Raw genomic sequence first — 12,885 nt, 5'->3', positions numbered from 1 at the left:
TTCCTTAATTTGGTTGGACACTTATTATCTCTCCTCCACTTCCATCAGTTGCCAGAAGTATTGAGCCATTTGGGAGAAATGCAATATCACGAATCCTGCTTAAATCATCGAAAATTATATGTTCTTGAATAATCTTATTCTCTTTAAGCTCCAATCTTCTTACACTTCCAGGTTTCATTGACGAAACAAATATACTTCCTTTCCATTCAGGAAATAAGTCTTTGTCATAAAGCATCATTCCTGAAGGTGCTATAGATGGTACCCAGTATTTAATTGGTTGTTCCATCCCTTTCATCTCAGTAAATGGAGAAATGATCGAACCGTTATAATCCTTGCCGTAAGTTATGGCAGGCCAACCATAATTATTTCCTGGCTTAATTACATTTATTTCATCTCCACCCATTGGTCCATGCTCTAACCCATAAATCTCACCTTTATAATTTATTATGCCTTGGGGGTTTCTATGTCCATAAGACCAGATCTCAGGAAGAGCATTTGGATCATCTGAAAATGGATTACCTTCTGGCAAAGAACCATCTGAATTTATCCTTACAATTTTCCCAAAATGGTTATCTAATGATTGAGCCTTCTCACGATAGTTAAAACCATCACCATTAGTAATTAGCAAAGTACCATCATCCATGAACACCATTTTAGCTCCATAGTGAAGAGCGGTATTTCGAGAAGGAAAGGCACTGAAGATTTCATTAACATCTTTAAGCTCATTATTGGAAAGAACTGCTCTGATTACTTTTAAGGTATTGGTTCTTGCCCCTGCATCACGAGCAGAAAATGCCAAATACAAAACTTTATTGTTTTGAAAATTTGGATCCAAAACGACTCCAGACATACCGCCTTGTCCTTTGAAAAGCACTTCAGGTGTACCGGCTACTGGAGCAGAAAGTAACTTACCATCTTTTATCTGTCTCAAGTTTCCCGATAACTCTGTAAAAATAATATTTTCATCATCGATTACAGCAAGACTCCAAGGCCTATCAAGTCCTTCAGCAATTATTGTGTAATTGTAATTAACCTCTTCAGATCTGAGAAAGAGAGATATTATTGATATCACTAAAATTAACGTAGGTTGACTATATCTCATTATCATCTTTCCTTGTTTGTCTAAAACCATATAAATATCCACCGAGGCATCCGCATATTGTCATACATAACTTTCCAATATTTGTTCTTGATCCAGATATAGGTTCCAAGTTATCAAGAGCAAATGGCAAGAGAATCATCAAAAAGAGCATAGACAATCCTCCGGCAAGAACATAAGGAAATACTCTATTTAACAAAAATCTCTTAGATATTAGTTTTGTACTAAATAAAAATAGAATCAAGGGTATTAAAATTAGCAAATAGAGTGGTATCTGGGAGTTAAAGTTCATACCAACTACATCTTTTAAGAAAGTAGAAGTAACTAAACTAAAATCAATCGGCATATTCATAGAGTTGAGCCATAAAAGATTGCTAGATGTGGATACGACTACAACAAGAATAGTCACGACTATAGCAGTCAGTAATAAATCAAAGAATGTTTTAACCATTTTGGGATTGATTTTGAGCATCCATCATTGCTTTTATCAACATCCTGTTTTGATTCTCTCTTTCTTCCATTCTTTCTATTATATCATTATCAATCTTAAGCTCTTCCAAGATTTGTCTATTATCAAAGCCTAGGATAGGCGCAAGAGTTCGCGGAAACTCTTTTTGCCCTTTTAAGTTAGCTGGGGGTTTTGGCATTCTCATTTTACCCAACTCAGGATGGTCTATTTCAACGATCGAACCTTGTTCAATTACTTGAGGGTCAAGATGAACTTTGTTTAAATCATTACAAATTGAAGCCGAGATTCCTTCATTATCCATTTTATCTTCGAGTTCTTTGCTAGATAAATTCCTAGTAATTTTATTTATTTCCTTGGTTAATTCTTCTTTATTAACTATTCTGGAGACAAGATTATTGTACTTTTCATCTTGGTGTAATGAGAGGCTAAAAACTTCACAAAATTTTGTGAATACTTCATCATTTGCAATAATTATAAGAACCACTCCTCCGTCTTTAGTTTCATAAACCTCAAATAAATCTGCTAGTTCACCTAAATTTATACCACCCTCCTCAAATGTATAGTTCATCATTAAATCGGGCCAATTATAGTAGAGAGCTGATTCCATCATTGATACTGGAAGATACTGACCACCTTCGCCATTAGCTTTCTGATAAAGAGCTGCTGAAATTGCTTGAGCGCTCGTTAATCCAGTGACCTTGTCATAAATAATTGTTCTTATCAATTCTGGAAATTCACTATTTTGAGCATGAGGAATGCCTACTGTTCCTTGGATCAATGGATCATATACTTTCTTTTCTTTATAAGGGCCTGACTGTCCGTAACCTGATATGGAGCAATATATCAAATCAGTTTTGATTCTTTTTAAAGTCTCATAATCAATTCCAAGTTTTTTAACAATACCTGGTCTATAATTTTCAATTAACACATCAGTTGTTGAAACTAGTTGCATTAAGACTGACAGGTCTTCTTCGTTTTTGAAATCTAAACATATACACTTCTTGTTTCTGTTGAGAGTAGAAAACATAGCACCCATTCCATCTTTAATAGTTCCCATGAATCTAGCAAGATCTCCTATACCGGGTGGTTCAATCTTAATAACCTCAGCGCCTTGATCAGCAAGCATCATTCCAGCAAAAGGTCCTGATACTGTAGAAGTTAATTCAAGTACTCTAACTCCTTTAAATGGTCCGCTCATATCTCCCCCTAAAAAATATACTGTTTTATAATAGAGGTCATAATGCCACTTATTCAAGAACAATTTTTTGATATCGGAGCCAATTTGACACATGAGTCTTTTACTGAAGACTTAGATTCCGTAATAATTGAGGCGAGTAAACTTGGGGTAAAAAGATTATCAGTCACCGGATCTTCAGTAAAAGATAGCTTAGAAGCCTTCGAGATTACTCAGAGATATCCCAAAACTTGTATTTCTACCGCTGGAATACATCCTCATAATGCAAAGGAATATTCAACTGCTGCCTTTAGTGAAATTAAAGATTTATTAAAAAATGATTTAGTTAAGTCGATAGGAGAAACGGGTTTAGATTTTAATAGAAATTTTTCTTCCCCAGAAGATCAACAAAAGAGTTTTGAAGCCCATCTCGAGTTATCCATTGAATTAAATAAACCTTTATTCTTGCATGAGAGAGACGCCCATGAAAAATTTGTTGACATTACATCTCTATACTTAAAAGATTTACCCAAAAGTGTTGTGCATTGTTTCACAGGAACAGAGGAAGCTTTGAAGAAATACCTCGACATGGGATTCTACATAGGAATAACCGGCTGGTTATGTGATGAAAGAAGAGGCAAGCATCTAGAAGAGCTAATTTCTCAAATACCACTAGAAAAATTAATGATAGAAACTGATGCCCCATATTTGCTACCTAGAGATATGGATATTGATAAATCCTCCAGAAATGAACCCAAGTACTTGAATCATATCGCTAGAAAGGTTTCAGAGTTAAGAAGAGAAAGCGAAGAATTAGTTTTTTCAGCCATTTATATGAATTCATTAGATTTTTTTGATATATCAGTCTAAAAGTTTAATTACTTTCTCTTCATCAAACGGCCAAAGTAACTCTTGTTCACCATAGAGAATGACTGGAATTTTATCCCAATATTTATCAACATATGTTCTCTTTGAATATATATCTACAGTGGTAATTATGCAGTCTTTCAGATATATCTGAGAAAGTAATTGTTGAGCTTCTCTGCATAAATTACAGTCTTCTCCGGAGATTAGGATGAGCTCTCTCAAACTACAGAACCCGATGAAATCAATCTATCATATTCATTACTATCAATACCTATTGATTCTAGTATATCCTTTGAATGTTCACCTGCAATGGCTGGTGGTAGCGTAATTTCATTTTGAGTTCTATCGAATCTTGGAGCAGGTGCGGGTTGGGTTACACCCTCAATTTCAATAAACGTTTGTCGAGCGATATTATGCGGGTGCAAAGGTGCTTCACTCATATCCAATACAGGTGCAAAACATACATCACTCCCCTCCATAAGATCACACCATTCTTCTCTTGTCTTTGTTAAAAAGACGTCCTTAATCAGTTGTTTTTTATTTTGCCAAGTATCTCGTTTCATTTGATCTCCAAAGTCATCAATTGACAACTCAGCCTTTTCACAAAGTAAGGTGTAAAATTGAGGTTCAATCGACCCAATTGATACATATTTTCCATCCTTGCACTCGTAAGTATCATAAAAATGTGCTGCTCCATCTAAAAGATTAGTTTGGCGTTCCAAGTTCCAAAACCCTGATTGATGCATTGAATACATCATTGTCATTAGTAGAGAAGATCCATCAGTCATGGCTGCATCAATGACCTGACCCTTACCGGAACTCTGAGTCTCTAAAAGAGCAGCCACAATACCTAACGCCAATAACATGCCACCGCCTCCAAAATCTCCAATGAGATTTAAAGGTGGAACAGGAGGAGAATCGTCTCTTCCTATTGCAGCTAAAGCTCCTGATAAAGCAATATAGTTAATATCATGTCCAGCTGCATTCGCCAATGGACCAGTTTGACCCCATCCAGTCATTCTTCCAAAAACTAGTTTCTCGTTCCTTTTTTGGCATACATCAGGTCCTAGTCCTAATCTTTCCATTACACCAGGTCTGAAACCTTCAAAAATAGCATCTGCACTTTCGACTAATTTTAATACTACCTCTACTCCATCTTCGCTCTTTAAGTCTACAGCGATTGATTTCTTCCCACGGTTAGCTGGCTCTTCTCTTGAACCTGTCCCTGCAGCCGAAGCTCTATCAACTCTTATTATCTCTGCTCCAAGATCAGCCAAAATCATTCCACAGAATGGTCCTGGACCTATTCCAGCCATTTCAATTATCTTGAATCCCTTTAGTGGTCCCATACTAGTCTCCTGTTAATTTTTCTTTTCCCAATGGTTTAAAATAAAGAATCAATTGGGGTAATAACGTTAGTGCCCCTAATAATGCCATAACCATCGCTAATGATACAAAGAACCCAAAGTAGACACTTGGATTGAAATTAGAAGTTGAAAATACTAAAAATCCAAGAATGATTGTTAATGAAGTATAAAACATTGCCCTTCCTATGGTTCTATGACTATCTTTCATAGCCTGAATATAGATTCCTGAAACTTTAAATTCTTTTTTAAATCTATGAATATAGTGGATAGTGTTATCTACTGCCATACCAACGCTGATAGCAGCAACAGTAATGGTCATAATGTCTAGGGGTATTGAAAAAATACCCATAGTTCCCAATACAACTCCTGCTGCCAATAGATTAGGAATAATCCCAATAATGGATAAATACAAAGAACGAAAAAGGATTAAAAACATTAAAAAAATAATGCTGAAGACAATAACAATAGTACCGATCTGGGAATCAAATAAGCTTTGCAACATATTGTTGTAAAGCACTGCTAAGCCAGTCAGCCTAAATTGTTCTTCTTCCAAATTGTAATCTGTTTTTAAAGTCTCAGAAATTTCATACAAGAGCTCATTTCGGTTGAGACCCTCGGCAGACTCAATCACTCTGGCTGATATCCTAACTTGATTTTCGTCGTTGCTAATATAAGAACTCAGTAAATTCTCTTTAATATCTTCTGGAAGCATGTTTTTAACAAGAGCTAAATCAAGCTCCGACAAAGGCTCGCCATCTTTCAGTTCAGTTGCTACTTTTATACCACTAGCAACGGAAAGAACTTTTCCTATCTCTGGTAAAGAATCTAAGTAGTCGTGAATCTGCTCAAGCTTTTCTAAAGAAATAGTATTCCACCAGTAACCATTAATAGTTGATTCTTCATCTTCAAAACCAAAGTCATCATCGAAAGATTCTTCTTCTACATCAGTTGCCCAATTTTTGGGTGCATTGATAACTACATCTAAAGGTGCTGTACCACCAAGCCTATTATCAAGTAAGTCCATGCCTTTATAGATTTCTGTAGATGGCTTGAAATAGTCTATAAATCTATTCTCAACTGTAAGTTGGTTGATGCCATATATAGATATACAAAATAAAATAATTCCAATAAGACTGATGTAACTTCCTAATTTTTCAGTTAACTTAGAAAAACCTACGGTTACCCCTTTACTGAAATCTTTCGATTCTTGATCAAGACTAGAGGTAAAAAGTAGACTGAATATTGGAAAAAGAAAAAAAGAAAAAATAAAAGCAAAAAATATTCCTGCAACCATCATCTTACCAAAGTCCATAACAGGTTTAATTTCACTCACTCCCAGAGATGCAAAAGCAATGATTGTGGTTAGAGCAGTATAGAAGCAAGGTTTCAACATTTGCTCTAATGTTAAAGCTACTAAATCCTTTTTTTCGAGTGAAGGATTAATCTCATACAGCTCTTGATATCTAACAATTAAGTGTATTGTTAAAGATATTGATATTATTAATAGAAGTGAGATGAAATTTGAAGAAACTACAGTAACCCTCCAGTCCATCCAGCCCAAAAACCCTATAACGAAAAGAGAAATTAAAGCGCTTGAAATCAAGGGCATTGCAACCCAACGTAATTTTTTAAAAATTAAACTTAAAGTTATTACAAACATAATCAGCACACCAAGTGCGAAATATTGAAGATCACTTTTTATAAAACTAATCATGTCAGACGCAATCATCGCAGTGCCGCCAAGGTATATATCACCTTTATCTCTAAAAGTGTTTATTGCTTTTCTTGTCGATTCAATTAGCGCGTCTCTATCTATAGATGCTTGTGAATTGAGTATTTTTATTTCCTCATTTATATTTTTTAATTGTAAATCATGAATTGCAGGGGAATATTGTTCAGAATTTATAAGTTCGAGAATTTGATAACGTTGATTAATAGCTGCTTCGTAAGAAACATTGTTTTCTAGCAATAATTGCATTGCGGTATAAGTTGCTTCTTTATCCGTCAGTAGATCTGTATATAAAGGGCTATTTTTGAATTCTAGCCTTGCCAAGTTTTTATCAGTACCTTCGTCTTCAATAGTCCGAAGATTATCAGCTAGTTCGCTCATACTCATTTTAGGGCTAAAAAGTAATGGCGCATCTAAATAACTAAGAACAGAATCAACTCCTTCGATTTGTTCAAAAATATTTACCATTTCTCTCACTTGAGAAATAGTCACATCAGAAAATAGGTCTTCTTTTGGTTTAAAGATTATTATTAAAAAGTCAGATGAAGCATAATCAGAATTTACTTCTCTATAATATTTGAGATCATCATCACTCTCCAATACAAGAGAGTCAGATGAGGCATCTAGCTTAAAGTTACTAAGATTTGATATAGAGAAAGTTAAAACGACAAGAAAAGAAATAAAAAGCATCTTTGGGTAAGATGTAACGAATTTAGAAAAGACTTTAGACATTTTTATATCTTATTTTGTTTTGCGTTAACACCCATATGAACATGCCCTCGTTCTTCTGCTAAATCAATTTGCAATTGTCTTTGAGAGAATCTTTCCTTATCTTTTTTAGAAGAGATGTTGTAACACTTATGACAAGATACGCCCTTTTTGTAATATTTTGATTCAAGATCAGTTTTTGATAGAGGTCTTCTGCAACCAAAACATTGAAGAAAACTTCCTGGGTTTAAATGCTTATCTACAGTTACTCTTTCATCAAAAACAAAACATTCACCTTCCCATAAATTTTCTTCTTGAACATCTTTGAGATATCTTAAAATACCACCATCAAGTTGATAGACATCTTCAAAACCTTCATTCATCATGAAAGAGGAAGCTATTTCGCACCTTATACCTCCTGTACAAAACATAGCTATCTTTTTCTTTTTTGTTTCAGATAACTCTTTATCAACGAAATGAGGAAATTCAGTTAGATTATTCATTTTAGGGATAATGGAGTTTTTGAAGGTGCCTATTTCCGTTTCGTAATTATTCCTGACATCAAGAATGATTGTATTGGGATCCGTAATTAATTTATTCCAGTCCTGGTAATTCAAATGTTTACCTCTTGAATTAACTGGATCGAAATCACCCTTTAATGGCAACAATCTATTTCTACACTTTATTTTTAATCTCTTAAAAGGCAAAGAATTAGACGAAGACCATGTTTCGTCTTTGATTATTAATTTAAATTTCTTTTTCAATAAGGAAACAAGCTCGATTAAAGCCTTTTTCTTTCCAGACAAAGTAGTATTGATACCTTGCGGCGTCGAAAAAAAAGTTCCTACTATATTGTTTTTAATACAGTGTCGTTCAACAGTCCTACCAACTTTTTTATGGTCACCAATTTTTTCTATTGAATAGAAGGTAACGACATGATTATCCGCCATTTTAATTTTCTAGTTATCGTTTTTACTGCCGCCCAGACAATTTGGAGAAGGCTCTGTTTTTTTATTTTTTTCTATCCATTCATTTTCCGTAAAAGTATGAATAGATAGGGCATGTATCGGTCCATCTATCTCTTCTTGTATCTCGGCATAAATAAGCTGATGTCTTTTAACTAAATTGAGTCCCTCAAAGAGATTAGAGATAGCCACTATCCTTACGTGGGATTCTCTACCTGGTTCTACATTATGAAGATAACTTTCGTCTATTACCTCTAGATGACTAGGGTCTAGCGCTTTTTTCAATTTTTCTTCTATAGATGTAATTGCACTCATTATTGAATTTTAATTGCTTTCAAGCTTTAAGAGAAATCTTTTAACATCTAATCCCCCAGTGAAGCCCCCTAATCCTGATTTTGATACAACCCTATGACAGGGCACGACTATTGGAAGTGGATTCTTTCCGCAGCTAGTACCAACTGCTCGATAAGCATTTGGATTACCGACTTTCTTTGCAAGATAAGAATATGAAACACATTCTCCATAAGGTATCTTAATCATCTCTTCAAAAACTGCTGATCTAAAACCAGTAAAGGGTAATCTGTATTGGATAGTAAAATCTTTTCTACCTTCATAGAAATACTCATTCAACTGATCAATTATTATTTTGAAGAGGTTTATATCATTTTTTGTTTCAATATTATTAGGGATTTGATTTGAAAAAGATAAGCCTATTAAATCCATTTCGTCCTTTATTAAGCTTATATCTCCAACTGGTGAGTTGTATAAGTGTGCGTGAAGCATTAACTATCTTTCCAAACTTTAGTATCTGGGTTTGCAGCGTTTTCTTCGTGATCATCTCGGGTTAGTGTGTAGCCTGAAACTAGAGATAAAGCACTTCCAAAAGCAATAATACAAATTGGCACATACCACAAAGCTAGGTTAGCCAGTATTTGATCTGGAATGACATTATCGAGCATCTGTCGAGCCTCAGGGTCAGGAAAAGAAATAAGAGTTAAGATTATTCCAGCAAAGGTTAAACCAAAACCGCTAACTGCCTTATCCGCAAAACTTCTAGCTGAGAAAAGTATCCCTTCCTCTCTTCTGCCTGTCTTAAGCTGAATATCTTCAACTAAGTCCATAAGCATCGAGGCGAGAGTAGCAAATACTATTATTCCAGCGGAGACATTTATGACAACATGTACGCACAACACAGGCAGAAGATAAACACTACCATTTGCTGGGAAAAGAGAAGTTCCATAAACCAAATCTATGTATCTGAGTGCAAAAGGCAAAGCAGCAAATATTATCTGAAAAGCCCAAATGGACATTACAGTATTCTTTTTACCAAATCTATCTGTAAGAATTGGAGCAGTGAAAATGGCTATTATTGGGGCTAGGTAAAGGCATAACCCTCTTGTTAGCATCTCATTCGTATTTAAACCCCAAAAGAAAGAATCAAAATATATTGCAAATGCTGCTTCAATTCCTCCTGCCATAGCGGCAAGAAGACCTGAAAAAAATAGAAACATATAAGACTTATTGGAGAGTAAGGTTTCTTTAAGTTCTTTTAAAACTTCTCCTAAAGGTGCAGCTTTAGATTCGGGAGGAGCTAATAACCTAGGAATATGTTTATGGGTACCAAGACTCGTAACTAGGATTCCTAAAAAAATAAGAAAAGCTGCGACTAAACCATAATCTGCCCAAGCATCAGGGTTAAATCTACCATCGGAATATGCATCAGTTACATTATTGGGTCCAAACCAAAACCAAACTAAATTATAAGTGGTTAAACCTCCAAACCAACCAAAGAAATATCTATAAGACATTAGGGAAGTCCTTTCTACATAATTGCTAGTAAGCTCAGGTCCTAGAGATATTGAAGGCACCTCATAAAATGTTATGAAAACTCTAATAATGATTGCACAGATCAAAAAATAGAAAAATAATTGCCAATCGGAGTAGTATTCAGGAGGTGTCCAAAGGAAATAGTAAGTTATCGCGACCGGTATAGCAGCTGCATACATATATGGATGTCGCCTACCCCACCTAGATCTGGTTCGATCCGAATAATAACCAACTAAAGGGTCTGTGATTGCATCAATTACTAGAATTATATTCAGCGCAAGTCCAGTCATCCACCCAGGCAAACCGAATACAGAGTTGTAAACAAAAAGAACAAAAAAGCTAAAGCCATTGTTTTTAATTCCAAATGATATGGACCCAAACCCATAAAAAAACTTTGTTTTAAAATCTAACTGAGTTTCTTGTGGCTGCTTTTCCATGCTTTATGTGTATTATCTTAAGCTTCGGTAAAATTTATATAAATTGGAGAAGACCAAGCTCTTTCCTCAGAAAGAGTCAGACAATCATCTTCTTTGTCAGTTCTTGAATCACCATAACAGATATTTACCTTAATACACTCTCCTTTATCGTTGAAAGTACAACGAAGATTGCCACCATTCACTACAGGTGATGGTTCTTGGATTGCTCTAACGTAATAAATTGTATCCCTTGAGTTATCTTCAAACTCTTCATCTATAAACTCAATCTCACATCCTTGCTGACTTGGTTTGCATTCAAAAGTTTTCCAAGCATCATCAATTAGGTCTTCGATACGCTCGGACTTAGCAATCTGGGGAGTAATCTTAACTATTTCAATTCTAGAGATAATTTTTCTTGTATCAGAAGGGTTATAACATTCATTTTTGCAAATTCTCTCTATTTCTTCCTTGGTTATATCAGTAGAGGAATAATCGGGACATCCTGGCTTCTGCTCAAATGCACCAACTGCCTTGACTCTGAATGTAGGGTTGTCTGTTTTATTGACAGTGCTTCCCATTGGAATCAGTGAATCTTGATTCACTAAATCAAACCAAAGAAGAATCCTGTCTCCTGTAGTCCCGTAAGTTTCTTTACTGGTTAGACTTTGCCATATAGATTGCCGATCTCTACCAGAAGCATGAACAGCAGCTAATCCTCCCGTTGTAAAAAAGGAAGCTTCTCGCTCTGCTTCAAAAGCTCCAAATCCAGCTCTCAATCCAAGTAATGGCTGGTCTCTTAAATCATTTGATCTGTCTTTAATTTCTTCAACAGGGTAAAGAACTTCGCCCACATAGTCATGACTTGGTCCATTGGCTTCAGTTGTAACAAATCTATCAATTTCTTTGTATCCCGTTCCTGGTCTAGCTCTATGATTATCACTCGATGCAATAAATCCAAAGTTAAATCTCTTGGGACTTTCTTCATCAAAATTAGAGATTGCAAGCCCATATTGAGCTGATCCTGCAGGCCTATAATTAAAAGAAGGAAGATAACAATCTCTGCATTGTCCAGAATCTAGCCAATCTTCTATTGTTACACCGGGCACAGTTAAGTGTCCTGCAACACCCATTACAGCATAATTATCTCTTGCCTCTTCAGCTCTTAAAGAACATTCACTATCTGAAAATCCGTTATTGAGACATCTTTCTTCGATAATTTCTCCTGCTCTCCAACAACTCGGTAAATATTCTTTAGTAGGTTTAGGGCAAATGAAATTTCCATTTTGATCAACATTTAATGATCTCCAGGACCTATACTCTTCAGAATTTCCATGACCCGACATAACCTCAAACAGAATTTGCAAATTATCATCATTAAAGTCTGCCTCTAGTTGCTTGTCTAAAGTTGAATTGGGTGGAGTGTAAAAACCCCACGTATTCCCATGCGGTATGACAATTGTAGGGAAATTTAAATCTCTAAGCTTTTCAAATAAATCTTTCGGAGTATCTGCATATTCATAACAATCGTCGCTTAACTGACTTGATGGTATACCTTCATCACACATTTTTGCTTCAGCTAGTTCATCAGCAAAAGCTATAAAATCAAAATATCTGTGTCTATTTTCAAAATCAAGTAAAGCAGCTGGTCTTAACTGTCTTGACTGTCCAGGTATGCCCGCTCTCATTCCGTTGGTCGCTAATCCACCAGCGCCAATTGCACGTTCCGGAACTTTGCCTTCTTCAATATCTAGAAACATTACATTTTTATGGCCGTAGTGTGTGTCAGCTGTATTTCCAACTTGAGTCCATTCATATCCGAGAAAAGTTACTAAATCAGGATCTTTTGCATCTGTGGGACTGTTACAATTCCTTACAGCTTCTTTTATGGATTTCCACTTTCTCGGTGTTAAGGCCTCTGCATGATCAGTTGAAACCCAAAAGTCTAGATTGGCGCAAAACCGTGCAAAATCACAAGCATCAGCTATCGGATGAGGACCTTCGCCGTTGAGTATTGGCAAGCTCCAAAGAAAAGCGTCAGTTGAATATGTAGTATGAACATGAGTATCTCCAAATAAGATTTGTTTCTGTCTTCCATATGGTTTTTGAGAAATTTGTTTTTTATCCACTAAAGATTTAGGAAGTTCAGAATTTACTGAAAGACCTGGCTCTTCTAATTCACCATATAAATCTAGATATATTCCGGTTATGTATATTCCGCAAACAATAAAGACAGTTCCAAGTAGATAATATATGTAGCGCATTAA

General features: G+C 35.5%; 11 protein-coding genes. 1 reads left to right on the top strand and 10 read right to left on the bottom strand.

The features are described from left to right. Positions 1-4: 4 nt before the first annotated feature. From M9C83_03335 to M9C83_03325, 3 genes are read right to left on the bottom strand one after another with little or no spacing between them, the layout of a single operon-like run. Entirely contained in the window at positions 5-1,102 is a 1,098-nt protein-coding gene (locus tag M9C83_03335) for a PQQ-dependent sugar dehydrogenase (protein URQ67241.1), read from the bottom strand. After that, positions 1,092-1,550: a hypothetical protein gene (locus M9C83_03330; GenBank protein ID URQ67240.1), complete on the bottom strand. Its 459-nt coding sequence runs from the start codon at positions 1,548-1,550 to the stop codon at positions 1,092-1,094. The genes M9C83_03335 and M9C83_03330 overlap by 11 nt, the downstream gene beginning before the upstream one ends. Further along, positions 1,543-2,766: a CoA transferase gene (locus M9C83_03325; GenBank protein URQ67239.1), complete on the bottom strand. Its 1,224-nt coding sequence runs from the start codon at positions 2,764-2,766 to the stop codon at positions 1,543-1,545. Before M9C83_03325 ends, M9C83_03330 begins: the two co-directional genes overlap by 8 nt. A 42-nt stretch (positions 2,767-2,808) precedes the next feature. Between M9C83_03325 and M9C83_03320 the strand changes: the two genes are divergently transcribed. Continuing rightward, positions 2,809-3,612 carry a TatD family hydrolase gene (locus M9C83_03320; protein URQ67238.1) on the top strand — a complete coding sequence of 268 codons (804 nt, stop codon included), beginning with the start codon at positions 2,809-2,811 and terminating at the stop codon, positions 3,610-3,612. 215 nt (positions 3,613-3,827) lie between these two features. Here M9C83_03320 and M9C83_03315 read toward each other — a convergent pair whose 3' ends face one another. The 7 genes from M9C83_03315 to M9C83_03285 are packed head-to-tail and all read right to left on the bottom strand — an operon-like array spanning position 3,828 to position 12,882. Then, positions 3,828-4,958, bottom strand: coding sequence for a CoA transferase (locus M9C83_03315; protein URQ67237.1), 1,131 nt, complete (start codon positions 4,956-4,958; stop codon positions 3,828-3,830). Position 4,959: 1 nt separating this feature from the next. After that, complete coding sequence (locus tag M9C83_03310) at positions 4,960-7,437, bottom strand: MMPL family transporter (GenBank protein URQ67236.1); 2,478 nt, start codon at positions 7,435-7,437, stop codon at positions 4,960-4,962. A gap of 2 nt (positions 7,438-7,439) precedes the next feature. After that, complete coding sequence (locus M9C83_03305) at positions 7,440-8,363, bottom strand: rhodanese-related sulfurtransferase (protein URQ67235.1); 924 nt, start codon at positions 8,361-8,363, stop codon at positions 7,440-7,442. Between the two features lie 9 nt (positions 8,364-8,372). Beyond that, complete coding sequence (locus M9C83_03300; GenBank protein ID URQ67234.1) at positions 8,373-8,693, bottom strand: BolA/IbaG family iron-sulfur metabolism protein; 321 nt, start codon at positions 8,691-8,693, stop codon at positions 8,373-8,375. 9 nt (positions 8,694-8,702) lie between these two features. Continuing rightward, positions 8,703-9,161 (bottom strand): methylated-DNA--[protein]-cysteine S-methyltransferase, encoded by a 459-nt coding sequence (locus tag M9C83_03295; GenBank protein ID URQ67233.1) that lies wholly within the window; start codon positions 9,159-9,161, stop codon positions 8,703-8,705. Next, positions 9,161-10,642, bottom strand: a complete 1,482-nt coding sequence (locus M9C83_03290; GenBank protein URQ67232.1) for an MFS transporter — start codon at positions 10,640-10,642, stop codon at positions 9,161-9,163. The genes M9C83_03295 and M9C83_03290 overlap by 1 nt, the downstream gene beginning before the upstream one ends. 17 nt (positions 10,643-10,659) lie before the next feature. Continuing rightward, positions 10,660-12,882: a DUF3604 domain-containing protein gene (locus M9C83_03285; protein URQ67231.1), complete on the bottom strand. Its 2,223-nt coding sequence runs from the start codon at positions 12,880-12,882 to the stop codon at positions 10,660-10,662. Positions 12,883-12,885 lie beyond the last annotated feature (3 nt).

It is taken from the genome of SAR86 cluster bacterium, assembly GCA_023703575.1.
Lineage (GTDB): Bacteria > Pseudomonadota > Gammaproteobacteria > Magnimaribacterales > Magnimaribacteraceae > Magnimaribacter.
The sequence above is the reverse complement of the archived record's forward strand: the minus strand, read 5'-3'. Positions and strand labels throughout refer to the sequence as shown.